Genomic DNA, 26,587 nt, shown 5'->3' on the forward strand with positions numbered 1-26,587 from the left:
GCCCGCGTCCGTCCCGTGAATGGGACGAACACCCGCGTCGCGTACTCACGTACTCATCGAGATCACCATGACCGAAGCCTATATTTTTGATCACGTCCGCACGCCACGCGGCCGTGGGCGTGCGGACGGCGCGCTGCATGCCATCACGCCGGTGGAACTGGCCAGCCAGGTGCTGGCGGCGCTGAAGACGCGTACCCGGCTTGATACCCGCGAGCTGGAGGATGTGGGACTGGGCATCGTCACGCCTGTCGGGGAGCAGGGCGCCGACATGACGCGCGCGGCCATCCTCAATGCGGGATATGGCGAACACCTGCCCGGCTATCAGGTGAATCGCTTCTGTACCTCTGCGCTGGATGCCGTCAATCAGGGCGTGAGCCTGATCCGTGCCGGACAGGCGCAGGCGGTGGTCGGCGGCGGCGTGGAGTCGATGTCACGGGTGGCGATGGGGTCCGACGGCGGTGCCAACTATACAGACCCCCGAATCGGCCATCGCTATCCCTATATTCCGAACGGCGTGGCGGCAGACCTGATGGCAACGTTGTGGGGCTTCTCCCGCAGTGACGTGGATGCGTATGCCGTCGAAAGCCAGCGACGCGCCGCGCACGCGCGCGCATCCGGCTATTTCGAACGATCGCTCGTCGCGGTGCGCGACTTGCTGGGCGAGTCCGTTCTCGCGCAGGACGAGGCCGTGCGTCCGGGCACGACGATCGGAGACCTCGCCCGGCTGAAGCCGTCCTTCACCAGCTTGGGCGAGGCGGGCTACAACGCCGTCGTGCAGCAGCGCTATCCGCACGTCGAGGCGATCGAGCACATCCATACCAGCGGCAATTCCAGCGGGATCGTCGACGGCGCTTGCGCGATGCTGCTGGGCACGCGCGAGTTCGGCGAGCACAGTGGGATCAGGCCCCGCGCGCGGATTCGCGGCTATGTATCGGCCGCGTCGGAGCCGCTGCTGAGCCTCGGTGGGCCCATGCCGGCCACATCGAAGCTGCTGGACCGGCTGGGCATGGGCATCGCGGACATCGACCTGTTCGAGATCAACGAAGCCTTCGCCGTCGTGCCGATGGCCTACATGAAGACCTTCGACATTTCCCACGACCGCGTCAACGTGAATGGCGGAGCGATCGCGCTCGGCCATCCGCTGGGGGCAACGGGCGCGATCCTACTGGGCACGCTGCTCGACGAACTGGAACGCCGCGACCTGACCACCGGCCTCGTCACGCTGTGCGCGGCCGCGGGCCAGGCCACGGTCACCATTATCGAACGCATCTGAGCCATCACCATGAATACCATTGATTTCGAAGTCGACGCCGAAGGCGTCGCGCGCGTCAGCATCAACGTGCCCGATCGCCCGATGAATGTTTTCGTGCCAGATCTGGTCGCGGACCTAGCCGAGGTGGTGCAGCGCGTGCGCCAGCAGGGCGGAATTCGCGGCGCGGTCATCACGTCCGGCAAGCGCGGCGGCTTCGTTGCCGGCGCGGACCTGAAGGAATTCGTCACGGCATACGACCGCAACGTCACGGCGGAGATGGCGCGCGATTCGGTGCTGCAAGCGTCGAAGATCCTGCGCGACCTGGAGACCTGCGGCAAGCCCGTCGCCGCCGCCATCAACGGCGTAGCGCTAGGCGGTGGCTATGAGCTATGCCTGGCTTGTCACTATCGCGTGCTGGTGGATGATCCCAGGGCGGTGGTCGGCCTGCCGGAGGTCACGGTCGGACTGCTGCCGGGCGGCGGCGGGACGCAGCGCCTGCCCCGGCTGATCGGCATCGAGCGCGCCATGCCGCTGCTGCTGGAGGGCCGCCACGTCAAACCGGCGGAGGCCCTGCGGATCGGTATGGTGGATGCCGTCGTCCCGACGGATCAGCTCTACGCTACGGCCCGCGCGTGGGTCCTCGCCAATCCCGGCGCTTGTCAGCCGTGGGACGTCAAGGGCTTCCGCGTACCCGGCGGCGCCGGCCCGTTGGCGCCGCACGCGACGACGACGTTCGGCGTGGGCGTGGCGGCCTCGCATGGCCGCCACAGCGGCAACTACCCCGCGCCTGCGGCCATCCTGTCTTGCGTCTACGAAGGCACGCAACTGCCGATTGATGCCGCGCTTCGCGTCGAGGTGAACTACTTCGCCACTCTGCTCTCCGGCCCCGTGGCGAGAAACCTGATGCGCACGCTATTCGTCAACAAGCTGGCGGCCGAGAAGGGTGCGGCGCGGCCCGCCGGGATTCCCCCGAAGCCCGTGCGCAAGCTCGGCGTGGTCGGCGCTGGCATGATGGGCAGCGGCATCGCACATGCGGCCGCCGTGGCGGGCATCGAGGTCGTGCTGCTCGATGTGGACCTGGCTGCCGCCGAGAAGGGCAAGGCCCGTTGCACCGGACTGCTGGCCGGGGAGCTGACGAAGGGCCGCCTCACCGATGTCTCTGCGGAAGAGATCGCCGCACGCATCCGGGCAACCGACGCTTTCGCGTTGCTGGACGGTTGCGATCTGGTTGTCGAGGCCGTCTTCGAACAGCGGGAAGTGAAGGCCGATGTCATCCGCAAGGCAGAGGCGGTACTGTCGCCGTCCGCGGTCTTCGCGAGCAATACGTCGACGCTGCCGATCACCGGACTGGCAAGCGAAAGCGCTCAGCCGGCGCAGTTCATCGGCATCCACTTCTTTTCGCCGGTCGACCGGATGCCGCTCGTCGAGGTCATCGTCGGCAAGGAAACGGCACCTGCAACGCTCGCGCACGCGCTCGATTTCGTCCGGCAACTGCGTAAGACGCCGATCATCGTCAACGACAGCCCGGGCTTCTACACCAGCCGGGTGTTCTGCGCCTATATCGACGAAGGCATGGCGATGCTGGCCGAAGGCATCGCGCCGGCGCTGATCGAGAACGCGGCTAAGCAGGCGGGCATGTCAACCGGCCCACTTGCCGTCACCGACGAAGTGTCACTCGACTTGCAGAAGCGCGTAATCGACCAGGCCGTCGCCGATGGCCTGCCGGCGTCCTCGTGGCGGCGGCATGCGCAACCCGTCATCGAGAAGTTCAACACCCTGGGCCGCCTGGGCCGCAAGGCCGGGAAGGGCTTTTACAGCTATCCGGACGACGGCAGAAAGCGCCTGTGGACCGGGCTGTCCGATCTCTATCCGGTGCAGGTCGTCCAGCCGAGCGTGGAAGACGTCAGGAGCCGCCTGCTCTGCATCCAGGCGCTCGAAGCCGCGCGCTGCGTGGAAGAGGGTGTCGTGACGAGCGCGGCTGACGCCGACGTCGGCGCCGTGCTCGGCATCGGCTTTCCGTCGTGGACGGGGGGCACGCTGTCGCTGATCGAGACGATGGGCCTTGAAGCATTCGTCGCCGAATGCGACCGGCTGGCCGACCGGCACGGCGCGCGCTTCCGTCCTTCCGGTTGGCTGCGGCGCCGCGCCGGCGCGAACGACAGGTTCCACCCCCGTCCCGTGCAGTAAGCCCTTGCGAGGAACGCCATGAGACGCACGCATTTTGAGCCGGATCACCATGCCTTCCGCGACAGTGTGGCCCGCTTCTTCCAGGGAGAAATCGGCCCGCATACCGCGCGCTGGCGCGAACAGGGCTTCGTGGACCGCAGCGCCTTCCTCAAGGCCGGCGAACAGGGCTACCTGCTGATGTGGGCGCCGGAGGCCTATGGCGGGCCGGGCCTGAAGGACCTGCGCTACGAGCAGGTCCTGTACGAGGAGAACGTCCGCCACGGCGACATTGGCTTCTACATCAACCTGCACTCGCGTGTGGTCGCGCCGTACCTGGGCGCATTCGCATCGGAGGCGCAGAAGGCGCGCTTCCTGCCGCCGGCCATTCGGGGGGAGAAGATCCTCGCCATCGCCATGACGGAACCGGATGCCGGCAGCGACCTCGCGGGCATGAAGTCCAGCGCAAAGGACATGGGCGACCACTGGCTGCTCAATGGCGCGAAGACCTATATCTCCAACGGGGCGCAGGCAGACCTCATCATCGTTGCCGCCCGCACGGACCCCGGGAGCCGGCACGCCATCGGCCTGTTCGTCGTCGAGGCCGGCATGCCCGGCTTCACGCGAGGGCGGAAGCTGAAGAAGATCGGGCTGCATGCGCAAGACACGGCGGAACTCTTCTTCGACAACGTCAGGATCCCGAAGGAGAACGTGCTCGGCGATCCGGCCAGGGGCTTCTTTTACATGTCGGAGCTGCTGGCCGAGGAGCGCCTGCAAGTCGCCATCGGCTCGATCGCGCATGCGCAGGTGGCGTTCGACCTGACGCTCGACCACGTCAGGCAACGGAGGGCGTTCGGCAAGCCGGTCGGCACGTTCCAGCACGTGCGCTTCGAGATGGCCACCATGCGCGCGCAGCTTGACGCGGCGCAGGCGTTCGTCGACCACAGTGTGATGGAGGCCAATGCCGGCGAACTGACGGCGGTGGTCGCGTCGGAAGCGAAGCTGCTGGCGACCGAACTTGAGAACCGTGTGATCGACGCCTGCGTGCAGTTGCACGGCGGCGCCGGCTACATGGAGGAGTACCGGATCGCCAGGATGTACACCGACGCACGGGTCTCGCGCATCTTCGCCGGCGCGAACGAGATCATGAAGGAAATCATCGGGCGCAGCCTTGGCCTGGACGACAGGAAGAAGGCATGACGATCGCCCAACCTGGATGGTCGATGGTCGGGACCTGACTGCTCTGGAGAGCCGACATGAATTTCGAAATTTCCGATGACCTGAAGGCGCTGCAGTTGCGTACGCGGCGCTTCATTGCCGAGCAAGTGATTCCGCTGGAGCGCGATCCCCGGCAGACGGCCCACGGGCCGAGTGAATCGCTGCGCCTTGAACTCGTTGCCAGGGCACGCGATGCCGGCCTGCTGACGCCCCATGCTTCCGTCGAGTCGGGCGGGTTGGGGCTGTCGCACCTGGCCAAGGCGATCGTGTTCGAGGAGGCGGGCTACTCTACTCTCGGCCCCACGGCGCTCAACATCGCGGCGCCGGACGAGGGCAACATTCACCTGATGGAAGCCGTCGCGACCCCGTCGCAGAAGGCGCGCTGGCTGCAGCCGCAAATCGAGGGAAAGATCCGCTCGTGCTTCTGCATGACGGAACCGGCCCCGGGGGCGGGCTCCGATCCCGCCATGCTCCAGACGACGGCCGTGTGCGATGGCGACGGCTACGTGATCAACGGCAGCAAGTGGTTCATCACGGGCGCGGACGGCGCCTCCTACGCCATCATCATGGCGCGCATGGAGGACGGCAGCGCCACCATGTTCCTCTGCGACACGGACCGCCCCGGCTTTATCCACGAGCGGACGATGGACGCGCTGGATGCCTGCTTCACAGGCGGTCACGGCGTGATTCGCTTCGAGAACCTGCGGATTCCCGCCACCGACGTGCTGGGCGAGGTCGGGCAAGGCTTTCGCTACGCGCAAATCCGCCTCGCGCCGGCAAGGCTGACACACTGCATGCGCTGGCTGGGGCAGGCGCGCCGCGCGCACGACATTGCCTCGGACTACGCCGCGCGTCGCCACGCGTTCGGCAAGCCGCTCGGCAGCCACGAGGGCGTGGGCTTCATGCTGGCCGACAACGAGATGGACCTGCATACGGCCCGCCTGACGATCTGGCATTGCGCCTGGGTACTCGACCAGGGCGGGAAGGGACGCCACGAATCTAGCCTGGCCAAGGTGATCTGCTCTGAGGCCGAGTGGCGCGTGGTGGACCGCTGCGTGCAGATTCTCGGCGGGCAAGGCGTAACGCACGAGAGGATCGTGGCGCGGATCTTCTCCGACATGCGCGCATTTCGGATCTACGACGGTCCTTCGGAAGTGCATCGCTGGAGCATTGCGAAACAGATTCTCCGCCATGCCGGTGGCGGTTCAGAGTAAGGAGCGAAAAGATGTGGAAAGAGAACGGGCAGGAGGCGGCAGCCCCTACGGTGCGCCGTGCGGCCGTGCTCGGCGCCGGCATCATGGGCGGCGGGATCGCCTACCAGAGCGCGTTGCGCGGCACGCCGGTCGTGATGAAGGATATCACTGCCGCGTCGCTCGACTTGGGCATGCGTGAGGCTGGCCGACTGTTGGGTAAGCAAGTCAGCGGCGGCAAGATGACCGGCGAGGCGGCACAGGCCGTGCTGTCGTCCATCGTCCCGACGCTCGACTACGGCGGCTTCGGGACGGTCGATGTCGTGGTTGAAGCCGTGGTCGAGAGCCTCGGCATCAAGCGTGGTGTCCTGGCCGAGGTGGAGGCACTGGTGCCGGCGCATGCCGTCCTGGCCTCGAATACTTCGTCGCTGTCGATCACCGATTTGGCGGCGAACCTGAAGCGGCCGGAGAACTTTGTCGGGATGCACTTCTTCAACCCGGTGCCGTCCATGCCGTTGGTGGAGGTGATTCGGGGGGAGCGAACCTCGGCGGCGGCTGTCGCCACCGTAGTCGACTACGCGCGCCGCTTGGGCAAGACGCCGGTAGTCGTGGCCGATTGTCCGGGATTCCTCGTCAATCGCATCCTGACCGCCTATATCCTGGCGTTTCTGCGCCTGGTGCGGGACGGCGTCGACTTCGTCGCCATCGACGAGGCGATGGAGGCATACGGCTGGCCAATGGGGCCGGCATATCTGCAGGACGTGGTGGGGATGGACACGGCGTCGCATGTCATCGAAGTCATCGGCAAAGGCTACGCGTTGCGAATGAAGATCGACGGCGAGCATGCCGTCGCGCTGATGGCGCGAGCTGGCCGGCTGGGGCAGAAGAGCGGGGTCGGCTTCTACCGTTATGTCCGGGACGACAAGGGCAGGCCGGTGAAGTCGCCGGCGGACGACACCCATGCGCTCCTTGCCATGATCCAGCCCGGTGGGACCCGCGCCATGGACGCGGAGGAAATTGTCGCGCGAATGATGCTGCCGATGGTAATTGAGGCGGCACATTGCCTTGAGTCAGGGGTTGCCGCGTCCGCTGCGGACATTGACATGAGCCTGGTCCTCGGGCTCGGCTTCCCGCGCCAGATTGGCGGTGCACTGCACTATGCCGACGCGCTCGGTGCCCGGGAGGTGCTGGCGGCTTGCGAGCGCCTGGCGGACTTGGGCGACCTGTACAGGCCGACCGCCGGCATGGTCTTACTGGACGAACGACATGGCCGCTACTTCGAATGACGGGGAGACAAGGGTGAGCAGGGAATTCGACGAACAGTTCTCGCTGCAAGGGCGAGTGGCGCTGGTAACCGGCGCCTCAAGCGGACTCGGGCGGCATTTCGCCCGGTTCCTCGCGGTTCGCGGGGCGACGGTCTCGGTCGGGGCGCGGCGTCTCGACCGGCTGACGGCCCTGGTCGGCAAGATCGGGGATGCTGGCGGACGGGCACTGGCTGTCGAAATGGACGTCACGCATGCGGACAGCGTGCGCGAAGCATTCGACGCGATGGAGTCGGAGATCGGCACTGTCGATCTGATCGTGAACAACGCGGGGGTCGCGGTGACCCGTCCGCTGCTGGAGCACGACGAGCACACTTGGGACGCGGCGATCGACACCAACCTGAAGGGTGCCTGGCTCGTGGCGACGGAGGCTGCGCGCCGCATGGTCGCCGCCGGAAGGCCGGGTTCCATCGTCAATGTCGCGTCGATCACCGGGGTACGGGTGGCGGGCGGCGTGGCGCCGTACTGTGCCTCGAAAGCCGGGCTGATCCATCTGACGCGATCTCTGGCGCTGGAGCTGGCGAAGCACCGCATCCGCGTGAATGCGCTGGCGCCCGGCTACATCAGCACCGAGTTGAACGAGGCGTTCCTCGCCAGCGATGCCGGCCAGAAGCTGATGGGCCGCGTGCCGCAACGCCGCTTCGGCACGCCGGACGACCTGCTCGGCCCACTCTGGCTCCTCGCATCGGACGCCGGGGCCTACATGACCGGGGCGGTGCTGGCCGTCGATGGCGGGCATCTAGCGAGCGGCCTCTGACGGTGGCAGGAGAACAAAACATGCTGATCGAGGAACTGGACTCCCCCGCCCTCAAGGTTGAACTGGCCGATGGCGTGGCCACGCTGACCATGCACGTGCCGTCAAAGCGCAACGCGCTGACACCCGAGCTCTACGAAGGACTCGCCCGTGCGCTGGCCGCCCTGCAGGACAACGACGCCTGCCGCGCCGTGCTGCTCACCGGCGGCGCGCATTTCTGCTCCGGCGGCGACGTGGGCGGACTGGATGCCCCGGGCCTCGTTATGCGCCGCAACATGCAGATCGGCCAGCAGGTGGTGCGCACGATGATCGGCGGCCGCCTGCCCGTGGTGGCTGCCGTGCAGGGTGCTGCGTTTGGGGCGGGCTTTTCGCTCGCGATGGCGTCGGACTTCGTGTTCGCCGACGCCAATGCCACCTTCTGCGCAGCCTTCGGCCGTCTCGGGCTGACGCCGGACTATGGACTGCTGTGGTCGCTGCCTCAGCGTGTGAGTATGGGCGTGGCGCGTGAAATACTGATGCTGTGCGATCCGATCCCCGCCACACAGGCCAGGGCACTCGGACTGGTCGACGTACTGACCGAAGCGGGGCAGGTCCTGGAGCATGCGCGGGAACGGGCCTTGCGGCTGGCCGAGGCGCCCCCGGCTACGATTGCCACCACCAAGGCAGTGCTCTCGCGCGTACCGATGTCGCTTGACACCATGCTCGCGTGGGAGGCGGATACGCAGTCCTTGCTCGCCGCCTCCGCCGATTTCCGCGAGGGATGCGCCGCCTTTGCGGAGCGGCGGCCGGCCGTATTCCTGGGACGGTGAGCAGGCTCGGCGCCTGCCACGCGATGTGACTTCAAAGCGGATCAAAGGATCGACACATATGGCTTCCAGGAATGAGCCAGCCGGCATCGGCATGTCCCTGACCCGGCCCCTGCACAAGGCCGTGCGCCAGTGCCCGCAGGCGGAGGCGCTGGTCTCGGGGCAACGGCGTTCCACGTTCGCGGTTCTTTGCGACCGCGTTGCGCGACTGGCCGCCGCGTTGCAGCGCCTCGGCATGCGTCCCGGCGACCGCGTCGGCATGCTCGCGCAGAATTCTGATCGCTATGTCGAGTACCTGTATGGCGCGTGGTGGGGCGGGGGCGTGGTGAACCCCGTCAACGTCCGCTGGACGGCGCGCGAGATGGCGTGGTCGCTGGACGATTGCGGCACTCGCATCCTCCTGGTCGACGATGCCTTCGCGAGGATCGCCAGGGATCTGCGCGCGCAATCGAAGTCGCTGCAAACGCTCATCCATGTGGGCGACGGTCCAGTGCCGTCCGGCATGCTTGGCTACGAGTGGCTGCTCGCCGAGACGGCGCCGGTCAGAGACGCACAGCGGGGCGGCGCTGACCTGGCGGCGATCCTGTATACCGGCGGCACCACGGGCACGCCGAAGGGCGTGATGCTGACCCACGCCAACCTTGCGATCGACGCGCTCGCCGCCGTGGCGGCCGCCACCCGCCCCGAGCGCGCGGTCGGCATCCAGGCAGCGCCGATGTTCCACGTGGGCGGCATCGGCCTCACGTTGCAACTGATGTTGCGGCTGTGCAAGCAGGTCATCCTGCCGGGCTTCGAAGAGGCGGCGGTGCTTCGAGCCATCTCGGAAGAGCGGGGCAGCGAGATCTTCCTCGTGCCGACCATGATCCAGCGTCTGCTCGACGCTCCGGAGTTCGGTGCGCACGACCTGTCGAGCCTGTCGCTGGTGCTCTATGGTGCGGCGCCGATCGATAGCCCGCTGCTCGACCGAGCCCTCGCGGCCATGCCCCAGGCGCGTTTCGCGCAGTTGTACGGCATGACGGAACTGTCGCCTGTGGTCAGTTGCCTGCCGGCGAGGTGCCACGCCGGGCACGGGCGTGAGGCCGGCAAGCTACGTTCAGCGGGTCTGCCGGTGCCGGTGGCGGAGGTGCGTATCGTCGACGGCGACGGGAGGGAGGTGCCGCGCGGCACCGTAGGAGAGGTGACCGTGCGCGGCCCGACCGTCATGGCCGGTTACTGGAACAACCCCGAGCAGTCGGCCATCGCCCTGCGCGATGGCTGGATGCATACCGGCGACGCAGCATGGATGGACGAGGACGGCTTCCTCTACATCGTCGATCGCGTCAAGGATATGATCGTCACCGGTGGTGAAAACGTCTATTCGGCCGAGGTGGAGAATGCGCTGGCGAAGCATCCTGCAGTGGCAGCCTGTGCCGTAATTGGCATCCCGAACGAGAAGTGGGGCGAGTCGGTCCACGCGGTGGTCGTGTGTAGGCCGGGCGAGTCCGTCAGCGAGACAGAGCTTATAGCGCACTGCAAGGTGGAGATCGCGGGCTACAAGAGTCCATGGAGTATTGAATTTCGCGACGCGTTGCCGCTTTCCGGAGCCGGGAAGATCCTCAAGATCGAATTGCGGAAGCCGTTCTGGGAAGGACGCGCGAGGCAAATAGGCTGAGGACCAGCGCTGACGGCAGCATGGTTGGCTGGGCTTCGATCCAAGGCGGCGATTTCAACTATCTCCCATTCATACAGAATGAGCGCATATAAGCCACCTCTCCGTAATCATAGCTTTGTCCTCCATTAGCTCTTTGATGTGCAAGGGCACGCTGCAGGACTTGCCGTCCTATACGCAATGCGATCCCGAAACGTTGAATCATGCAATCGACGCGGCAGGCCGCTTTGCCAGTGTAGTGCTCGCGTCACTGAATGCGATTGGCGATGCCCAAGGCTGCCGCCTGAGTGACAGCAACGTGCAGACACCCAAGGGATTTGCGCAGGCGTACCGTCAGTTGGTCGACGCGGGCAGGCCCTCTATGGCCGCGGATCCACGCTATGGTGAGATCGTTAGCGCGTGGATCAATGGCACGCTCGATTCGCGCTCTGGCTTCGATAGGCAAGTTCCGGCTGACCGAGCGGCAGGGCGAGGTAATCGACAAGTGCGTGCGGATTTTTGGCGGATACAGTTACTTGCTGGAATACCCATTGCGACCATGTACGCCGGCGCGCGCGTGCAACGCATCTACGGTGGCGTCAATGAAATCCGGCGGGAGCTGATGGCGCGCTGATTGTGAGGAGGCGGAAGAACGGGCGCCGGCTGGCCCGTCGGTCCGGAACAACAGGAAATGGAGGCTGAAATCATCATGCTGTCAGGTATCAGGGTTGTGGAAATCTGTGGGATCGGACCTGGTCCGTTCTGCGCAATGCATCTGGCCGATCTCGGCGCCGATGTGATCGCCGTCGAGCGGGGCGATGCCGCCAGCGGCGGTAAGCCCGCCGAAGGCTTCGTACTGAACCGCGGCAAGCGCTCAGTGGTAGCGGATCTTAAGACCGACGGGGGCCGGGAGCTGGTCTTGAAACTGGTGGAGGATGCCGATGTGCTGATCGAAGGCATGCGGCCCGGCGTGATGGAGCGCCTGCGGCTGGGTCCGGACGAACTGCTGGCACGCAACCCCCGCCTGGTCTATGGACGCATGACCGGGTGGGGCCAGTCTGGACCGATGGCCCAGTCCGCAGGCCATGACAACAACTACATTTCGCTGTCCGGCGCGCTCTACTACAATGGCTCCCCCGCCGAACCGCCGTCCTCGGCCATCACCGCGATTGGCGATATAGGTGGCGGGGCGCTTTACCTGGCGGTGGGGATCCTGGCCGGCATCCTTAAGGCCCGCGAAACCGGGCGGGGCACGGTGGTGGACGCGGCGATCGTGGACGGCTCCGCGCACCTGATGTCGCTGCTCCTGTCTACCCGCAAGGCGGGCCTGGTGGTTGGCGCGCGCGGCGAGAACGTGCACGACAGTTCGCATTTCTACGCGACTTATCGCTGCGCGGATGGCCAGTTCATCACGGTGGGCGCCATCGAACCGCAGTTTTATGCGTTGCTGCTCGAAAAGCTCGGCCTGGAAGACGTACCGCAGTTTGCTCGCCAGTGGGACCGGGAGCGCTGGCCGGAGATGCGCCGCCATTTTGCCGATATCTTCGCTGGCCGTTCGCGTGCCGAATGGTGCGGGTTGCTTGAAGGGACTGACGCCTGCTTCGGTCCGGTGCTGAGTCCCCAAGAGGCGGCTAGGCATCCGCATAACCTCGCGCGCGGCGTTTACTTCGAGCGTGACGGCGAGCTGCAGGCGTCGCCAGCGCCGCGCTTCGACGGGCAATTGTGCGAGCCAGGGCCGGTGCCCCTGAGGGGCGAGCATACCGGTTCGGTACTGGCCGCACTGCAGGCCGGACGGGTCTGGAAGCAAGCCTGAGCGGCCTGCCGGGCTGGACCGGCCCTCCGTTATTGAGCTTGGTCCGGGAATCGTCGGCGACAGTGGTGAGCGCAGCGATGCGCATCCCGTTTGAGCGATCGAGTCGAAATTGACGCTTCTCATGGCGCTGCCGTTCACTGACGCTCTTGGAGCGAGCCATGGCCATGCGCAAGCGAGAAGACGAGGTATCTCCCAACGCGGCGGGGATCGATGTCGGAGCATCAAGCCACTGGGCTCAGCGATGTGATGGGCATGACCGGGCAGGCCATCATCCGCGCCATCGTGGCCGGCGAGCGCGATCCAAAGCTACTTGCACGCCACCGTCACAGCGGGGTCATGGCCAGCACCAAGGAAATCACCCCTGGGGCGCTGACGGGTAACTGGTGCGAAGAGCAGGCGCCGGACAGACGCTTTAGCCGCGAGGGGAAAGTCGCTACGGAAGTCGCTGGCGCGAAAAAATTCGATTATCACAACCGCGGGACTGACACCGACATGATGACGAGATTGCGTACCGAACGATTTAAGGGGGCCGCCGACGTCGGCCTGTTCGCCGATGTCGGCGGTGAGGTCGGCCAGCCGCCGGTAATCCTGCTGCATGGAGGCGGCCAGACCCGCTATTCGTGGGGCAAGGCAATGCTCGACTTGGTGGAATCAGGTCACCATGTTATCTCGCTGGATTTGCGCGGGCACGGCGAAAGCGACTGGGCCGGCAACAGTGATTATTCCTTGAATGCGTTCGTGGCCGATCTCGAGGCAGTGATCGCCACGTTGGATCGTCCGCCGATGCTCGTAGGTGCATCGCTGGGCGGAGCTACCGCCTTGGTGGCTGTCGGCGAGCACCGAGGAAGGTTGGCCGAGGCCATGGTCCTGGTCGACCAACACCGCGACCCTGACCTGGACCATGCGGTGCGCCCCTTCGTCAGTCGAGCGCATCTGCCCCTTCTTGGCCACCTTCGGGTAAGCAATGGGATGGACGCCTCCACCCGACAACGGCATCAACGTGGGGCAGCGTCACCTACCACTCGAATCGGAAGGGCGGTCTATAGGTCCATGTGGCTTCTGGCGTCTAGTCCCGTGAAGTTGCTCCGACTATATTCAACGGGGAATGCTCATTGCCGCATCGAGGGCGCTATCCAAGCGCTCCCGGCCCGCGGCTCCCTCAACGGCCTCATTGACGTCGCCGGGACGGATTGATGTACCTGTCTATGCGGCAGGTGCCGCGAGCAAGACCTGAACATTGAAGCATTGAAAGGACCTGTCCATGGAACTCAAACGCGCTGGATCTCAGCCTTCCGTCAGAGGCCCTGCCGAGTGGTTCACCGGCACTGTGCGTATCGACCCGCTGAACAACCCGCCGGCACCGGCGCGCGTATCGTGCGCCAGCGTCACCTTCGAGCCGGGCGCGCGCACGGCCTGGCACACCCATCCGCTGGGCCAGACGCTGATCGTCACCGCCGGTTGCGGCTGGACGCAGTGCGAGGGCGAGCCCATCGTCGAGATCCGCGCGGGAGATGTCATCTGGTGCCCGCCCGGGCATCGGCATTGGCACGGCGCGACGTCGACGACGGCCATGACTCACATCGCGATACAGGAAGCCCTCGATGGAAAGAACGTCGAGTGGATGGAGCATGTCACCGACGCGCAGTATCTCGCAGGCCCGTCGCGCGGCGCCGACGCAAGCGGCTGAGCCCTTTCGTGTCGCGCTTCACTTCGATGAAGGGACTCTCGATGAATATTCTTTTGAGAATCGCCCTGTGCACCATTGCCATGCAAGCCGCAGTGGCCGGCGCGGCCGAGCCGCAGGCTAACACGACGACGGCTGCTGCCGCCCAGCAGATCAGACGCGCCGGCAGCCAGCCCTCGGCGACAGGCCCTGCGGACTACTTCACCGGCCGGGCGCGGTTCGATCCGGTCTGGCCCGCTGACAAGTACATCAATGCCTCCGGCGGCCTGGTGACCTTTGAGCCCGGCGCGCGCTCGGCCTGGCACACCCATCCGGCGGGGCAGCGCCTGGTAGTGGTATCGGGCGTGGGCCTCACACAGGAATGGGGCAAGCCCACCCAGGAAATCCGCCCTGGCGACGTGGTCTGGTGGCCGCCTGGCGTCAAGCACTGGCACGGCGCCGCGCCCACCACCGCGAGGACCCACCTGGCCGTCACCGGTACATTGGACGGCAAGAGCGTTACGTGGATGGAGACAGTCACCGATGAGCAATACAACGCCCATTAGACCGCACCTGAAACGCCGTCGGGCCGGTGGGCCCGCGACCACAGGTCCGCTGTTGAGTCCGATGCGCATCTGCAGGTCATAGCCGCTGCGCTGGTTGAATAGCTTGAGCGCGTCGATCATATCTAGCGCCATATGCGCAGCGCGGACTGCGTGATCGTCTGCTGGCTCAGGTAGCCCAGCGGCGGCCATGTAAGCATCACCGATGGTCTTGATCTTCTCGAGACCGCGGTCGTCTGCAATCGTATCGAATTCGGTAAAAATTTCGTTTAGGATTGCCACCAACTGCTCTGGGCTCATGCCGGCCGAAAATCGGCTGAACGCGACAATGTCCGCAAACAGAACTGTGACTTCAGGAAAGCTGTCGGCGATAATTTCCGGAATGCTGTTTGCGATCAAGTCTGGACGAATCTTCAGTCGCTCGGCGATGGGGCAGGGTAGAAGATTTAGCAGTAGCCGTTCAGACAATTTCTGCTCCGACACGATTCTGTCGTAAAGATACTGGAGCTCGTCTCGCTGGCGACGTATCAGCTCCCAGCTTGCCTGCAGTTCTTCATTCTTCCGAGCTATCGCTTCCTCGGCCCGCTTCTTTTCAGTGATATTACGGCCTTCCGGAAGCAAAAATACGACGTTGCCAGCCGAATCTTTAATGGGCAATAGTGAAAAATCAACAATGATTGTTTCCTCGCCCATTGCTTGACCGTAAACTCAAAATCGCACCGAACGAACTCCCCTTGGCTGGCACGTAGTATCAACTCACGCAGCAATCCCTGTGTCTCGGCCGATATGACCCACCACCGGGCTTCCCAGAAGGGTTTTCCGCAAATGTCATCCATTCGTATACCCACCGCATCGAGGGCAGCACGGTTGATTTCAAGCATATTGCCGTGCACATCCAGCAGGCCTACGAACTGGTACATCGCATCCACTATGATGCGCGCGAGCTTATCCCGGTTGGTCCCGAAGGCATCGCTCGCAGAAAGTGTTACATCACGCTCGCGAGGCGCTTCACCGTCGGAGGACACTCGGCGGCTGATGATAGCCATGCTTCACCTGTCAACCCGTCTGCAGAATGCGCGGGGGCGCGCGTGCGTTGCACCGCGACAGGCGCATCAATGCAGTTCAGTACTGTTATAGCCGCCGGATCCGCGCGCTGATGAAGTCGATGAAGACTCTTGCGCGTTGCGACAGGAAACGAGTTTGCGGATACACGACGTTGACTGGCTGGGGCAGAGGAAAAAATTCGCCCAAGAGCGTCACGAGTCGGCCAGACTGGATATCGTCCGAGGCCCGCCATTCAGGCACAATCGAGATCCCCATGTGGGACAGCGTAGCGTCGTAGATGGCATCAAGGTCATTCACCCGAACCGGACCAGCGACATCAACGGCGTGTCTGCCATGCTCAGACTCAAATTCCCAACGAGCGGATCGCTGGGTACCCACCAGCGTAATGCATCGGTGATTGGTCAAGTCCGTAGGTACTTCCGGTCTGCCTTGTCTCATCAGGTAATCTGGCGTTGCGACGAGCTTCTGCTGGGCCAGGCCAAGCGAACGAGTAACGAGCGTGCTTGAAGGCAGCATGCCGATGCGAATGCCCAGCTCCATTCCCTCTTCTACAAGATCGAGCACACCGTCTGCAAACACCAATTCGAGAACGAGGCGAGGGTGGAGCTGCTGAAATTCAGGCAGCAGCGGCATGATGATCTTGCGCCCGAATGAGCTCGGCATGGTGATGCGCAAGGTCCCACCGATGCCATCCGCGGGCAAGCCATGCACTTCTGATTTCATCACATCAATGGCGTCAAGCAGTTGCTGCACATACGGGTAGAGGTGCAGTGCCTCGCTCGTAGGGCTGAGCTTGCGCGTGGTACGCCTGAATAACTGCATCCCTAGCGTGGCCTCAAGACCCGCGATCTGCTTGCTTACGGCGGACTGGGAGATTCCTTGATCCCGACCGACTGCCGAAAAGCTCCCCATGTCGATGGTCCGAAGAAAGGCCTGGAGACTCTGGAGGTTGTTGTCCATGTGACGCTCTCGATTCAATCCAAACTGGAATATATCTTATACCACTTGGCGGGCTTTTCGAGTGAATCGCCTAGGCATATATTTGCTCGCAATGCAGTGCGACAAACCAAAGGAGACACAAGTGGCTGAGAAGAAGATTGGGATCATCGGCGCCGGCACGGCGGGCCTTCACCTCGGACTTTACCTTCTGCAGCACGGGGTGGAGGCCACCATCTACACGGATCGCAAACCGGAAGAATACGCAGAGATGCGGTTGCTCAATACGGTGGCGCATCATTCGGTGACCATCACGCGCGAGCAGGCCCTGAACGTGGATCACTGGCCGCAACAGGGATACTTCGGGCATTACTACTACATTGGAGGCCCTCAGCCGCTGCGCTTCTATGGCGATCTGAAGGCGCCGAGTCGTGCTGTCGACTATCGCATTTATCAACCGGCACTGATGCAGGATTTCCTGGAGCGGGGTGGCAAGATCGAATACCGCACGCTGGAAGCCGAGGATGTTCCGCGTCTTTCCGCGGAATTCGACCTGCTCGTCGTATGCACGGGCAAAGGGCCACTCGGCCAGATGTATCAGCATCAAGCAGAACACTCACCTTTTGATCGCCCGCAGCGCTTGCTCTGTGCAGGCTTGTTCAAGGGCATCGCCCCGGACGCTGTTCGGGCGGTCACGATGTCATTTGCCCCGGGTCACGGCGAAATGATCGAGATTCCAACGGTGTCTTTCGGTGGCATGGTAAGCGCGCTGGTTATCGAGAACATCCCAGGCGGAGACATGGAAATCGTCGCCAGGCAAAAGTACGACGAGGACCCCCGCGCGTTCCTCGACATGCTTCTCGGAAAGCTGCGCAAACACCATCCCAGTGTGGCGGAGCGTATTGATGAGCGCGAGTTCGATCTCGCCAACAGCCCGCTCGACATTCTGCAAGGTGGCGTTACACCCACCGTGCGGACGACGCACATGCGTCTTGATGACGGCAAGATGGCGATTGCGCTGGGTGATGTGCACGCCACAGTCGATCCTGTGCTCGGGCAGGGCGCGAACATGGCGTCGTATGCAGCGTGGATCCTGGGCGAGGAGATCGTCCGTCAGGAGGTATTCGACGAGCGGTTCTGTGAGCACGTCAATATGCGCCGGCAGGATCGCGTCCTTAGCGCAACGCGCTGGACGAATTACATGCTGACGAACCTGAGAACACTTCCGGAAGAGCTGCGAGCGTTCATTCTGCACTGCTATCAGAACCGCGCGCTGGCCGATGAATTCACCAACAACTTCAACTATCCGGAGCGCCAATGGGACTGCTTCTCGAGTCCCCAGCGAATGGCCGCATGGCGCGAGCGCATTCAGGCATCAAGCGCCACGACGGAGCTCACACCGATGGCCGCCTAGTCGGTAAGCCAGGGCAGTTCTTGTTCGAGGAAGCCTTCTTCGTCGTGAAGAAGGCGGAATATGGGGCAGCAAATGCAAACACTGGATGAGCTTGCAGTCGCAAGTACACAGGAACATCGCACCCGGTTTCGCAAAGCGGTCTCGCTTTTCGCGACGGGCATAGCCGTAGTGACGGTGCGCGGTGAAACGATCGGCAGCGTGCATGGCATGACGATCAATAGTTTCTCGTCAGTCAGCCTTGATCCACCCACCATCCTGATCTCTCTTCGGCCAGGCAGGACGCACCGCTTGATCTCCGAGCATGGGCGATTTGGCGTGAGCATACTTCACGATCAGCAAAAATCCTGTTCGGTCCAGTTCAGCGGGCGCTCTTCAGACGAGTTCGTGCCCGACTTCGCGATGTGCGGCGAGGTGCCAGTCCTGAGCTCTCACCTTGCATGCTTTGAGTGTGAAGTTGTCGAGCGTGTGGAGATTCATGATCACACGTTGTTTATTGCACGCGTCGTAAATTGTGACGCGACCAACGGAGCGCCTCTCTTGTTCTTTGCCAGTCAATACCACACCCCCCAGCACTGGAGTCAGCCTCGGCAAGGATGAGTCGGCACGCAGCCATACATAAATAGCCAAATGAAGGAGACAAACATGGATAAGTCACTGCAGCAGCGAATGGCAGGACACGGCGTGTTGATGATTTTCTGCACGCTGTTGTTCGGTCTTGGTCTGTGGATGAAATTGCTCGGAGGCTTCGAGTTGTTCCCAGGATACATGGTGAACTTCAATGTTCCTGGTACTGCCGAGGGCTGGGCACGCGCTCACATCGGCCCCGCTCTTAACGGCATGATGGTGATCGCGGTTGCATTCGTTATGCCGGGCCTACGGGTGGCGGAAAAAACCAAGGCGCTGCTTGGCTGGATCGTCGTCTGCGACGGATGGTCCAACGTTGTTTTCTATTTTTTCGCCAATCTCGCCGGCAATCGCGGTCTCTCCTTTGGCGACAACCATTTCGGGCCGACGGATATCTTTGGCGTGATCGCACTTGCGCCAGCATACCTCTTTGGCGTTCTCGCGATGGGTGCACTGCTGGTTATCGGATTGAGCGCGTTGCGTTCGACAGCTAATTGGAAGCACCTCAATGAAGCTCAGCAGATCTGAGCGGAACCCTGCTCGCGTAGCGCGTAAGCCTTAACCCGCGCGATACGGGGCCACGTGGCCCCCTTCGCGTATCCCACATATCTTGATCAGATCGCGCGCCTTCTGCGCGAGGGCGGTGCTCGTCGGTCGCACGGTCAGTGAAGAACGAATGGAGAAATGGAAATGAATGATATGGCGCACGGTAGGGTGGAAGCGGCATCGGATGTGGTGATCTACCCGATGCTCATTGATGGTGTCAAAGTCCAAGCAGAGTCGGGCCGCACGATCCCGGTTTTCGATCCGGCTACCGGGCAGCAGATCGCCGCGGTTCCCGATGCAGGCGACGGGGATGTGGATCGTGCGGTAGCGGCGGCCAGTGCGACCTTCCGTTCGAAGCCTTGGAGGAATATGAGCCCGGCAGCGCGGGAGCGAGTGCTTTTGCGCCTGGCGGACCTGATCGAGGAAAACGGAGAGGAACTTGCGCGTCTCGAGACGCTTAACAATGGGAAGCTGCTTCAGTACTCACGCATGTTCGAGGTAGGTGCGAGCGCCCAGTGGTTGCGATATATGGCGGGCTGGGCGACCAAGATCCAAGGCGCGACGCTCGACCTTTCTCTGCCATTGCCTCCAGAGCTTCGCACATCCGCATACACTCGCCGCATTCCGGTGGGCGTGGTCGGTGCCATCGTCCCTTGGAACTTCCCGCTGCTGATGGCCGTCTGGAAGATTGCGCCCGCCCTGGCGTGCGGCAACACCGTTGTCTTGAAGCCGGCGGAAGAGACGCCGCTGACTGCCATACGTCTAGGCGAGCTGGCCATTGAGGCTGGCTTGCCGGCCGGCGCGCTCAACGTCGTTACCGGACGGGGTGAAACCGCGGGGTCCGCGCTGGTATCGCATCCGTGGGTCAACAAAATTACCTTCACGGGATCAACGGAGGTTGGTCGCCTTATCGGCGAAACATGCGGTCGAAACCTCAAGCCAGCGTCGCTTGAACTGGGCGGAAAGAGCCCGGTTGTCGTCCTCAAGGATTGCGACCCGGCTGTCGCCGCGCAGGGTGCGGCGAGCGCAATCTTCTTCAATCACGGACAGGTCTGCACCGCAGGCTCTCGACTGTACGTGCACCGAAGCATTTTCGATGACGTGGTGGGACGCGTGGCGTCAATTGCCGACAACATGGTGCTTGGGTCGGGTCTCGACGAGTCGGCACAAATGGGGCCGCTGGTGTCTGCGCACCATCGCGATCGCGTGAATCGACTGATCAGTTCCGCAATCGAAGATGGCGCCGAGATTTTGTGCGGCAAAGGGGGAGTTCCTGGTGGTGGCTACTTCGTGAAGCCAACGGTCTTTGCAACCGAACAGGGTCAGTCCGTCCGAATCCTGAAGGAAGAGATCTTTGGCCCCGTGCTTGTTGCTATGCCGTTCGACGACATCAGCGACGTCGTCGGACTCGCGAACGATTCTATTTTTGGACTTGGGGCCAGTGTCTGGACTAACGATCTCGCCAGCGCCATGTCTTTGGCCGACTCCATCGAAGCTGGGACCGTCTGGGTGAACACCCACAACATGGTCGACCCGAATCTTCCTTTCGGCGGGTTCAAGCAATCGGGTTCTGGCCGTGAGCATGGTGCCGCTGCCATCGAGACGTACACCACGACGAAATCCTTCTGCATTGCGTACCCAACCTTGTGATCTCTGGGACGCTAAATCGCGTATGAAGATAAACGGAAAATTAAAATTGGAGACATTAGTGAGAATCGGCTGTTTTCAGCTTGCTCGCTGTAGCTTGCGGCATGCTTCGGTACTCGCATTGGCCGCGCTGTGTGGAGTCGCGTATGGGCAATCGTCGCAGGAGACACCTGACGATGGAAAATGGTGGATCAGGGCCGGTCCGGCATGGATTGCCTTCAACGCGAGCGCAGATCTCACGGCTGGAGGGCAGCCGGTTCCTGGCGGTAGCGCAGATGTGAAGAACAATGCCGCATTTCTCGCTGAGTTCGGCTATCGCCTGAGTCCGCATTTCTCGCTAGGGCTGACTGTGGGCGTACCACCGACGACCTCGCTATATGGGGCAGGTACGGTCGAAAGCGTCGGAAAAATCGGCGAGGTTAAGTATGCGCCTGCGGCTCTTACTTTGCAGTATCGGCTAGCGAGCTTCTCAAGCGATCGAGTGGTCCCGTATCTTGGGGCCGGGGTCACATACTTGAAGATTTTCGACACGACCGACGGTGCGGTGACGAATCTGCAAGCGCGGAACGCATGGGGAGGCGTGTTTCAGGGCGGACTTGAGTACCGCATCACCAGGCACATCGGCGTGTTTGTTGATGTAAAGAAATTTATTGTCCGAACCCGCGCTACGGGGGATCTCGGTCCGGCACCTGTGCATGCAACCGTGCGTCTGGATCCATTGGTCACCCAGGCAGGTATCTCAATCAACTTTTAGCCGTGCGTTGGCCGGCCGCTGGTTGTGCCGGCCCGTTCATTTTGACGGCAATAACGATCCGTCCGCCACTGGGCCATGTTGGAACCTACCGTCCAGCAGAGCCTACGATCATACGCGAGTCGCTTAGCTGACGAGACAATTGCTTATCAGCTTTGCTTATCAGCTCGGTGTTAGCAGTAGCCTCTCCATGACGGCCCGACGTTCCGCTTTCTGCTCGTCGTTGCCCTGGTGCGAAAGCAATGACTCGGACAATTCATAGCTGTACAGTGCAAACGCCCGCGCCCGCGCTTCGGCAATGCTGAAGCCGAGTGCGCTGAAGCACTGCGAAATATAAGACAGTCGCTTGGCGTCGACCTCATCCAGCACCTGGCGCACGCGCTCTTCGCGGCGCGCCCAAGCGCGAATAGCCAATTCCGTAGATGCCGCTTCCTGGGCCGAGATTCCTCGGAAAGGCAATGACAGCAGGTCGCGGATCAGATCGCGCGGGGTCAGGTTACGCCGCTCGAAGCGGTAAATGATCTGTTCCGTGGCCTCGTCGCGCCATGATTCGAGCATACGGCGTAGCAGATCGTCGCGATCCTTGAAATGCCAGTAGAAGCTGCCGCGCGTGACGGCAAGTTCCTTTGACAGCACTTCCACCCGGACCGCGTCCACGCTCCGGCTCACCAGCAGGTTGCGGGCAGCCTTGATCCAGTCCTCAGGCGTCAGTTGGTTGCGCGCAGGGGCTGCGGCACCTGGCGTGGCTTTCGTCATCGAGTTCTCCATATGCAATGTGCACGATTCTACTACTGCGTGAAAATGCACTAGTGTATGGTCGGCCAGCCGGTGTATTGCGCGTAAACCCTCATGCTTTTTGCCAGAATTCGTTCTTGACCTGGATCATCTCACTACATACCATACACATACGTATGTGTATGGAGAAACGCGATGGGCAAATTTGAAGGTGTGGGTTCGACCCTGGTCGCCGCTGGCCACCAGACCAATTACTTCGACCAGGGCTCGGGCAAGCCTTTGTTCTTGCTGCACGGCTCGGGTCCGGGGGTGTCCGGCTGGGGCAACTGGAAGGGCGTGATGAACGAGCTGGCGCAGTCGTTCCGCGTGATCGTGCCGGACATCGCTGGCTTCGGCTTCACCGAGTTCAAGGACGGCACCAAGTACGACATCAAGCTGTGGGTCCGCCACCTGGTCGGGATCATGGACGCGCTGGATATCGAGCGCGCCTCGTTCGTGGGCAACTCGTTCGGCGGCGCGCTGTCGCTGGGTCTGGCCGTGTTCGATCCCAAGCGCGTCGAGAAGCTCGTGCTGCTGGGCACGCCGGCCGGAGAGTTCGAACAGACCCCGGGGCTGCGCTCGGCCTGGGAATACGAGCCGTCGCTGGAGAACATGGAGAAGACCATGCGCCTGTTCCCGTATGACCAGTCGATCATCACGCCGGAGATGGTGCAGTCGCGTTATGAAGCCAGCGCCCGTCCCGGCGCCCAGGAGGCGCTGCGCAAGCTGATTCCGCAGCCGAACGCCGAGGGGCCGACCGTCGTCAAGGGCTTTCCGGAGCATGTGGTGGCCAAGATCGAGGCGCCCACGCTGGTGCTGCATGGCCGCGAAGACCGCGTGGTGCCGTCGGCCTGCGGCCAGTTGCTGGCGCGCGCGATTCCGAACGCCGACCTGCACCTGTTCGGCCGCTGCGGCCACTGGGTGCAGACCGAGCGCCGGGCCGATTTCCTGAAGCTGGTTACCGACTTCATCGCCTGACGCCATGAGCCGCAACGTACTCGAGCGGGTGCTGCACCAGTTGACCGTCGACCGGTCCGCCAAGCAGCGCTTCCGCGATGACCCGGAAGCCTTCCTGCAGCGCTTTGCGCTGACGGAAGCTGAGCGCGCGATGTTGATCGGATTTGACGTGCTCGGGCTCCAGCAGGCCGGCGTGAACCCCATGCTGACCATGGGGTTCTGGCAGGAGCTCTCGCCCGAGCGCGACATGCGCGCCTACATGAAGAAGCTGCGCCCCGTGGGCGCGTCCGAGGCGCTTCACAGCGCTGCCCTGAAGCAATAGGTAGGCAGAGATGGGACAAATCGTAGGCGGCTTCCTGGTGCCGCACGACCCGGTGATGTTCGTAGCCCCGCGGGCCCCGGCACCGGCCGTACAGGATCGTATGTGGGGGGCATTTGCCACCTGCGCACAGCGCCTGGCTGAACTGGAGCCGACCAGCGTCATCGTGGTGGGCGCTGACCATTACATGCTGTTCGGCACGGCCTGCCTGCCGAGCTACCTCATCAGCACCGGCGACGTTGACGGCCCGCTGGACGCGATGCCGGGCCTGAAGCGCGGGCACATCCCCAACAGCGAAGACCTGGCTGCCCATATCGCGGCCGATGGTCATGCGCGTGGCTTCGACTGGGCGGTTGCCCGTGCCCTGACAGTAGACCACGCCATCGCAATCCCGAACCAACTGATGATCCAGCCGATGCGCGAAGCCGGCCGCACTGTCGGCACCGTGCCGGTGTACCTGGCTGCCGGCGTGGACCCGTACATCCGGATCGCACGAGCCATCGAAGTCGGACGCCAGATCCGCGAAGCCGTGGAGTCATTCGACGCCAGTGAGCGCGTAGCCGTGATTGGCAGCGGGGGCATCAGCCACTGGGTAGGCACGGCGGAAATGGGCCGCGTCAACGCGGAATTCGACCACCAGATCCTGGATTACGCCCAGCGTGGCGACCTGGCCGCATTGGCCGCACTCAGCGACGAATACATCCTCGCGAATGGCGGCAACGGCGGCATGGAGATCCGCAACTGGGCCTGCGCCATGGGCGCCCTCGAGGGCGCGCGCGGCGAGGTCATTGCCTACGAAGCGGTCCCGGAATGGGTGACCGGCCTTGGTTTCGTGCAACTGCATCGGCAGTAAGGCACGCAGACGGATAGCAGACATGAGCAAGAAAGTATTCCTCCTGAAGCGCGAAGCGCTCGAGCCCGGCCAGGTGTGCAAGATCGAGACCGATGGCTGCCCGCTGGCGGTCTATAACGTCGACGGTGCCTTCTATGCCACCAGCGATGTGTGCACCCACGCGACCGCATCCTTGTCAGACGGCGAGATCGTCGATGGCGACCTGATCGCCTGCCCGCTGCATGACGGGCAGTTCCATATTCCCACCGGCCAGGCCATGGCATTTCCCTGCACGGTGGACCTGCGCACCTACAAGGTGATCGAGGAAGGCGACGAGATCTATGCCGACCTGGAGCAGGAGTCCGAAGCCGCTACGTCGGCAATCTGAGGAAAGTGACATGACACACGACTGCACGGGTAACTGTGAACGCCTGCGAAAGGATCCCGTCAGCGAACCGCTGAGTGGGCTCGACCGCCTGATCGACCTCGACGTCGGCCGCCTGTCGCGCCGGGTCTACTGGGACCATCGCATCTACGAGCAGGAGCTGGAGAAGATCTTCGCGCGTAGCTGGCTGTTTCTGGCGCATGAGTCCCAGATCCCCAAGTCCGGAGATTACGTAACCACCTACATGGCGGAAGACAATGTCATCGTCGTGCGCCAGAAGGACGGATCGATCAAGGCGTTCCTGAACACTTGCCCGCATCGCGGCAACAAGCTGAACTTTACCGACGCCGGCAACGCCCGGACCTTCGTCTGCAACTACCATGGCTGGGCCTTCGGTATCGATGGTGCGCTGCGCGGCATGGCGGGGCAGGAACTGTTCGAGGACAGCGGCATGGACCGGGCCGAGCACGGCCTGCACCCGGTGGCGCAGGTGGCGACCTACAAGGGCCTGGTGTTCGGCAACATGGACCCGGATGCGCCGTCGCTCGAGTCTTACCTGGGCGACTTCCGCTACTACCTCGATGTGATGCTCGATATGGACGGGCAGGGCACGGAGTTTGTCGGCGGTTGCGTGAAGTCGGTGATCAACTGCAACTGGAAGGTCCCAGTCGAGAACTTCATCGGCGACATCTACCACGCACTGTGGACGCACGACTCGGCCGCGCGCGCCATGTTAGGCGGGCCGGTTGCCGAGGTCTACAAGGATCCCGATTCCTATCACGTCAACTTCAACGGCCATGGCTGGGAGTTCAACCTGGACGTGGTGGGGAACGCCGCGACGCTGGGCGACAAGGAAATCCGCAAATACCTGTACAGCATCCAGCCGAAGGTTGCGGAACGCCTGGGCGAGTTCCGCTCCAAGATGATCGGCTCGATCTCGTCGGTCAGCGTGTTCCCGAACCTGTCGTTCCTGCCGGGGCAGAACACGTTCCGGGTCTGGCATCCGCGCGGCCCGGGACAGATCGAGCTGCATACCTGGACCATTGTTAACAAGAGTGCGCCGCAGGACATCAAGGACCGCTGGCTGAAGGGAACGATGATGACCTTCTCGCCGTCGGGCGTGTTCGAGATGGATGACGGCGAGAACTTCGAGTTCTCGACACGCACCAACGCGGGATTCGTCACACGCCAGCAGGATCTGTACATGGGCCTGGGCCGCGGCTCGCGCGTAGAGGATAGCGAACTGCCGGGCAACGTCTACCGCAACCAGGTGAACGAGGCCAACCACCGCGCGTTCTACCAGCGCTGGCTCGACCTGATGCGCTCGCGCAGTTGGTCCGAAGTGCCGGTACGCGACCAGGCTAGCCTGGAAGACAGCGCCTATACCTACCAGAGCAACGCCAAGGAGGTCGCATGAGCGCGCTGCCGAAATCCCTGCCCGAGGCGACAGGCGAGCAGCCGGTGGACCGTGAGACCGCGCACAGCATCGAGCAGTTCCTGTTCCGCGAGGCGCGCTTGCTGGATGGCGAAGCCTGGGAGGAATGGCTCGCCCTGGTGACCCCCGATATCCACTACTGGATGCCGGCGATCGAGAACCGCCGCCGCGCCGACAAGCTGGGCGCTTATGCGGCGGGCCGCGGCGCCTTCTTCGACGACAACCACCTTGACCTGGAACGGCGGGTGGCGCGCTTCAAGCAGCCTTCGGCCTGGGCCGAGGATCCGCCGACGCGTCACGTGCACGTGATCAGCAACATCGAAGCGCTGCACGGTGGGGCAGAGGACGAGTTCGTCGTGCATTCGGTCTTCGTCAACTACCGCAGCCGCGGCGAGGCCGATAACGACCTGCTGCTGGGCCGGCGCGAAGATCTGCTGCGCCTGGTGGACGGTGCCTTTCGAATCGCGCGTCGCAAGATCGTGATTACGCAGTCCCTGTTCATGTCCAAGAATCTCAACACCTTCCTGTGAC

26 protein-coding genes and 2 pseudogenes are annotated in these 26,587 nt (G+C 63.1%); 25 read left to right on the top strand and 3 right to left on the bottom strand.

The genetic code is table 11. The annotated features are described in order from the left end of the window. The first annotated feature begins 67 nt into the window (after window positions 1-67). The 14 genes and pseudogenes from AC3WL8_RS00460 to AC3WL8_RS00525 all read left to right on the top strand — a co-directional run bounded on the left by AC3WL8_RS00460 (window position 68) and on the right by AC3WL8_RS00525 (window position 14,374). On the top strand, window positions 68-1,273 hold the full coding sequence (locus AC3WL8_RS00460) for an acetyl-CoA C-acetyltransferase (protein WP_492377709.1): 1,206 nt from the start codon (window positions 68-70) through the stop codon (window positions 1,271-1,273). A 9-nt stretch (window positions 1,274-1,282) separates the two neighbouring features. Then, window positions 1,283-3,439: a 3-hydroxyacyl-CoA dehydrogenase NAD-binding domain-containing protein gene (locus tag AC3WL8_RS00465; RefSeq protein WP_492377710.1), complete on the top strand. Its 2,157-nt coding sequence runs from the start codon at window positions 1,283-1,285 to the stop codon at window positions 3,437-3,439. An 18-nt stretch (window positions 3,440-3,457) separates the two neighbouring features. Continuing rightward, entirely contained in the window at window positions 3,458-4,615 is a 1,158-nt protein-coding gene (locus AC3WL8_RS00470) for an acyl-CoA dehydrogenase family protein (protein WP_492377711.1), read from the top strand. A gap of 56 nt (window positions 4,616-4,671) precedes the next feature. After that, window positions 4,672-5,847: an acyl-CoA dehydrogenase family protein gene (locus AC3WL8_RS00475; RefSeq protein WP_492377712.1), complete on the top strand. Its 1,176-nt coding sequence runs from the start codon at window positions 4,672-4,674 to the stop codon at window positions 5,845-5,847. 11 nt (window positions 5,848-5,858) lie between these two features. Further along, window positions 5,859-7,109 (top strand): 3-hydroxyacyl-CoA dehydrogenase NAD-binding domain-containing protein, encoded by a 1,251-nt coding sequence (locus tag AC3WL8_RS00480; RefSeq protein WP_492377713.1) that lies wholly within the window; start codon window positions 5,859-5,861, stop codon window positions 7,107-7,109. Window positions 7,110-7,122: 13 nt separating this feature from the next. Continuing rightward, window positions 7,123-7,902: an SDR family NAD(P)-dependent oxidoreductase gene (locus AC3WL8_RS00485; RefSeq protein WP_492377714.1), complete on the top strand. Its 780-nt coding sequence runs from the start codon at window positions 7,123-7,125 to the stop codon at window positions 7,900-7,902. Between the two features lie 20 nt (window positions 7,903-7,922). Then, the gene (locus AC3WL8_RS00490) at window positions 7,923-8,708 is read left to right on the top strand and encodes an enoyl-CoA hydratase/isomerase family protein (protein ID WP_492377715.1); all 786 of its coding nucleotides are present in this window, start codon (window positions 7,923-7,925) and stop codon (window positions 8,706-8,708) included. Window positions 8,709-8,799: 91 nt separating this feature from the next. After that, window positions 8,800-10,356: a long-chain-fatty-acid--CoA ligase gene (locus tag AC3WL8_RS00495; protein ID WP_492377789.1), complete on the top strand. Its 1,557-nt coding sequence runs from the start codon at window positions 8,800-8,802 to the stop codon at window positions 10,354-10,356. 115 nt (window positions 10,357-10,471) lie between these two features. Continuing rightward, window positions 10,472-10,966, top strand: coding sequence for a hypothetical protein (locus tag AC3WL8_RS00500; RefSeq protein WP_492377716.1), 495 nt, complete (start codon window positions 10,472-10,474; stop codon window positions 10,964-10,966). Between the two features lie 75 nt (window positions 10,967-11,041). Continuing rightward, entirely contained in the window at window positions 11,042-12,145 is a 1,104-nt protein-coding gene (locus tag AC3WL8_RS00505) for a CaiB/BaiF CoA transferase family protein (protein ID WP_492377790.1), read from the top strand. Window positions 12,146-12,379: 234 nt separating this feature from the next. Then, window positions 12,380-12,538 (top strand): annotated as a pseudogene (locus AC3WL8_RS00510) (IS110 family transposase); the annotation flags it as partial. A gap of 102 nt (window positions 12,539-12,640) precedes the next feature. Continuing rightward, entirely contained in the window at window positions 12,641-13,339 is a 699-nt protein-coding gene (locus AC3WL8_RS00515) for an alpha/beta fold hydrolase (protein ID WP_492377791.1), read from the top strand. Window positions 13,340-13,406: 67 nt separating this feature from the next. Beyond that, window positions 13,407-13,832 carry a (R)-mandelonitrile lyase gene (locus tag AC3WL8_RS00520; RefSeq protein ID WP_492377717.1) on the top strand — a complete coding sequence of 142 codons (426 nt, stop codon included), beginning with the start codon at window positions 13,407-13,409 and terminating at the stop codon, window positions 13,830-13,832. Between the two features lie 80 nt (window positions 13,833-13,912). Beyond that, window positions 13,913-14,374: a (R)-mandelonitrile lyase gene (locus tag AC3WL8_RS00525; RefSeq protein ID WP_492377792.1), complete on the top strand. Its 462-nt coding sequence runs from the start codon at window positions 13,913-13,915 to the stop codon at window positions 14,372-14,374. On the opposite strand, the pseudogene AC3WL8_RS00530 reads toward AC3WL8_RS00525, so the two are convergent. Together AC3WL8_RS00530 and AC3WL8_RS00535 are read right to left on the bottom strand one after the other, a co-directional pair. Then, window positions 14,366-15,417: pseudogene (locus tag AC3WL8_RS00530) on the bottom strand (adenylate/guanylate cyclase domain-containing protein); the annotation flags it as partial. The gene AC3WL8_RS00525 and the pseudogene AC3WL8_RS00530 sit on opposite strands and share 9 nt — an antisense overlap. 85 nt (window positions 15,418-15,502) lie before the next feature. Continuing rightward, window positions 15,503-16,396: a LysR family transcriptional regulator gene (locus tag AC3WL8_RS00535; protein ID WP_492377718.1), complete on the bottom strand. Its 894-nt coding sequence runs from the start codon at window positions 16,394-16,396 to the stop codon at window positions 15,503-15,505. 121 nt (window positions 16,397-16,517) lie between these two features. Here AC3WL8_RS00535 and styA point away from each other — a divergent pair, with 121 nt between their 5' ends. The 5 genes from styA to AC3WL8_RS00560 all read left to right on the top strand — a co-directional run bounded on the left by styA (window position 16,518) and on the right by AC3WL8_RS00560 (window position 21,357). Further along, the gene (gene styA, locus AC3WL8_RS00540) at window positions 16,518-17,786 is read left to right on the top strand and encodes a styrene monooxygenase subunit StyA (RefSeq protein ID WP_492377719.1); all 1,269 of its coding nucleotides are present in this window, start codon (window positions 16,518-16,520) and stop codon (window positions 17,784-17,786) included. A 72-nt stretch (window positions 17,787-17,858) separates the two neighbouring features. Then, on the top strand, window positions 17,859-18,383 hold the full coding sequence (gene styB, locus AC3WL8_RS00545) for a styrene monooxygenase NADH-dependent flavin reductase subunit StyB (RefSeq protein WP_492377720.1): 525 nt from the start codon (window positions 17,859-17,861) through the stop codon (window positions 18,381-18,383). Window positions 18,384-18,428: 45 nt separating this feature from the next. After that, window positions 18,429-18,938, top strand: coding sequence for a styrene-oxide isomerase StyC (gene styC, locus AC3WL8_RS00550; RefSeq protein ID WP_492377721.1), 510 nt, complete (start codon window positions 18,429-18,431; stop codon window positions 18,936-18,938). A 156-nt stretch (window positions 18,939-19,094) separates the two neighbouring features. After that, window positions 19,095-20,606, top strand: a complete 1,512-nt coding sequence (gene styD, locus AC3WL8_RS00555) for a phenylacetaldehyde dehydrogenase StyD (protein WP_492377722.1) — start codon at window positions 19,095-19,097, stop codon at window positions 20,604-20,606. A 22-nt stretch (window positions 20,607-20,628) separates the two neighbouring features. Continuing rightward, window positions 20,629-21,357, top strand: coding sequence for an OmpW/AlkL family protein (locus tag AC3WL8_RS00560; RefSeq protein ID WP_492377723.1), 729 nt, complete (start codon window positions 20,629-20,631; stop codon window positions 21,355-21,357). Window positions 21,358-21,516: 159 nt separating this feature from the next. Here AC3WL8_RS00560 and AC3WL8_RS00565 read toward each other — a convergent pair whose 3' ends face one another. Continuing rightward, entirely contained in the window at window positions 21,517-22,110 is a 594-nt protein-coding gene (locus AC3WL8_RS00565; RefSeq protein WP_492377724.1) for a TetR/AcrR family transcriptional regulator, read from the bottom strand. A 174-nt stretch (window positions 22,111-22,284) separates the two neighbouring features. On the opposite strand from AC3WL8_RS00565, the gene AC3WL8_RS00570 reads away from it, so the two are divergent. The 6 genes from AC3WL8_RS00570 to AC3WL8_RS00595 are packed head-to-tail and all read left to right on the top strand — an operon-like array spanning window position 22,285 to window position 26,586. Further along, window positions 22,285-23,106, top strand: a complete 822-nt coding sequence (locus AC3WL8_RS00570; protein ID WP_492377725.1) for an alpha/beta fold hydrolase — start codon at window positions 22,285-22,287, stop codon at window positions 23,104-23,106. Between the two features lie 4 nt (window positions 23,107-23,110). Beyond that, complete coding sequence (locus AC3WL8_RS00575) at window positions 23,111-23,407, top strand: hypothetical protein (RefSeq protein WP_492377726.1); 297 nt, start codon at window positions 23,111-23,113, stop codon at window positions 23,405-23,407. A 10-nt stretch (window positions 23,408-23,417) separates the two neighbouring features. Then, window positions 23,418-24,257, top strand: coding sequence for a DODA-type extradiol aromatic ring-opening family dioxygenase (locus AC3WL8_RS00580; protein ID WP_492377727.1), 840 nt, complete (start codon window positions 23,418-23,420; stop codon window positions 24,255-24,257). Between the two features lie 22 nt (window positions 24,258-24,279). Beyond that, complete coding sequence (locus AC3WL8_RS00585) at window positions 24,280-24,624, top strand: non-heme iron oxygenase ferredoxin subunit (protein WP_492377728.1); 345 nt, start codon at window positions 24,280-24,282, stop codon at window positions 24,622-24,624. Window positions 24,625-24,634: 10 nt separating this feature from the next. After that, window positions 24,635-26,038 (top strand): aromatic ring-hydroxylating dioxygenase subunit alpha, encoded by a 1,404-nt coding sequence (locus tag AC3WL8_RS00590; protein ID WP_492377729.1) that lies wholly within the window; start codon window positions 24,635-24,637, stop codon window positions 26,036-26,038. Then, complete coding sequence (locus AC3WL8_RS00595; RefSeq protein WP_492377730.1) at window positions 26,035-26,586, top strand: 3-phenylpropionate/cinnamic acid dioxygenase subunit beta; 552 nt, start codon at window positions 26,035-26,037, stop codon at window positions 26,584-26,586. Before AC3WL8_RS00590 ends, AC3WL8_RS00595 begins: the two co-directional genes overlap by 4 nt. The last annotated feature ends 1 nt before the right edge of the window (window position 26,587 follow it).

It is taken from the genome of Cupriavidus sp. FW305-F7 (assembly GCF_058782875.1).

What these genes read in the sequence shown, in the direction of transcription:
- AC3WL8_RS00460 (WP_492377709.1), top strand. Translation starts at nt 68, where the DNA reads ATGACCGAAGCCTATATTTTTGATCACGTCCGCACGCCACGCGGCCGT.
- AC3WL8_RS00465 (WP_492377710.1), top strand. Translation starts at nt 1,283, where the DNA reads ATGAATACCATTGATTTCGAAGTCGACGCCGAAGGCGTCGCGCGCGTC.
- AC3WL8_RS00470 (WP_492377711.1), top strand. Translation starts at nt 3,458, where the DNA reads ATGAGACGCACGCATTTTGAGCCGGATCACCATGCCTTCCGCGACAGT.
- AC3WL8_RS00475 (WP_492377712.1), top strand. Translation starts at nt 4,672, where the DNA reads ATGAATTTCGAAATTTCCGATGACCTGAAGGCGCTGCAGTTGCGTACG.
- AC3WL8_RS00480 (WP_492377713.1), top strand. Translation starts at nt 5,859, where the DNA reads ATGTGGAAAGAGAACGGGCAGGAGGCGGCAGCCCCTACGGTGCGCCGT.
- AC3WL8_RS00490 (WP_492377715.1), top strand. Translation starts at nt 7,923, where the DNA reads ATGCTGATCGAGGAACTGGACTCCCCCGCCCTCAAGGTTGAACTGGCC.
- AC3WL8_RS00495 (WP_492377789.1), top strand. Translation starts at nt 8,800, where the DNA reads ATGTCCCTGACCCGGCCCCTGCACAAGGCCGTGCGCCAGTGCCCGCAG.
- AC3WL8_RS00505 (WP_492377790.1), top strand. Translation starts at nt 11,042, where the DNA reads ATGCTGTCAGGTATCAGGGTTGTGGAAATCTGTGGGATCGGACCTGGT.
- AC3WL8_RS00515 (WP_492377791.1), top strand. Translation starts at nt 12,641, where the DNA reads ATGACGAGATTGCGTACCGAACGATTTAAGGGGGCCGCCGACGTCGGC.
- AC3WL8_RS00520 (WP_492377717.1), top strand. Translation starts at nt 13,407, where the DNA reads ATGGAACTCAAACGCGCTGGATCTCAGCCTTCCGTCAGAGGCCCTGCC.
- AC3WL8_RS00525 (WP_492377792.1), top strand. Translation starts at nt 13,913, where the DNA reads ATGCAAGCCGCAGTGGCCGGCGCGGCCGAGCCGCAGGCTAACACGACG.
- AC3WL8_RS00535 (WP_492377718.1), bottom strand. Translation starts at nt 16,396, where the DNA reads ATGGACAACAACCTCCAGAGTCTCCAGGCCTTTCTTCGGACCATCGAC.
- styB (WP_492377720.1), top strand. Translation starts at nt 17,859, where the DNA reads ATGCAAACACTGGATGAGCTTGCAGTCGCAAGTACACAGGAACATCGC.
- styC (WP_492377721.1), top strand. Translation starts at nt 18,429, where the DNA reads ATGGATAAGTCACTGCAGCAGCGAATGGCAGGACACGGCGTGTTGATG.
- styD (WP_492377722.1), top strand. Translation starts at nt 19,095, where the DNA reads ATGGAAATGAATGATATGGCGCACGGTAGGGTGGAAGCGGCATCGGAT.
- AC3WL8_RS00560 (WP_492377723.1), top strand. Translation starts at nt 20,629, where the DNA reads ATGAAGATAAACGGAAAATTAAAATTGGAGACATTAGTGAGAATCGGC.
- AC3WL8_RS00565 (WP_492377724.1), bottom strand. Translation starts at nt 22,110, where the DNA reads ATGACGAAAGCCACGCCAGGTGCCGCAGCCCCTGCGCGCAACCAACTG.
- AC3WL8_RS00570 (WP_492377725.1), top strand. Translation starts at nt 22,285, where the DNA reads ATGGGCAAATTTGAAGGTGTGGGTTCGACCCTGGTCGCCGCTGGCCAC.
- AC3WL8_RS00575 (WP_492377726.1), top strand. Translation starts at nt 23,111, where the DNA reads ATGAGCCGCAACGTACTCGAGCGGGTGCTGCACCAGTTGACCGTCGAC.
- AC3WL8_RS00580 (WP_492377727.1), top strand. Translation starts at nt 23,418, where the DNA reads ATGGGACAAATCGTAGGCGGCTTCCTGGTGCCGCACGACCCGGTGATG.
- AC3WL8_RS00585 (WP_492377728.1), top strand. Translation starts at nt 24,280, where the DNA reads ATGAGCAAGAAAGTATTCCTCCTGAAGCGCGAAGCGCTCGAGCCCGGC.
- AC3WL8_RS00590 (WP_492377729.1), top strand. Translation starts at nt 24,635, where the DNA reads ATGACACACGACTGCACGGGTAACTGTGAACGCCTGCGAAAGGATCCC.
- AC3WL8_RS00595 (WP_492377730.1), top strand. Translation starts at nt 26,035, where the DNA reads ATGAGCGCGCTGCCGAAATCCCTGCCCGAGGCGACAGGCGAGCAGCCG.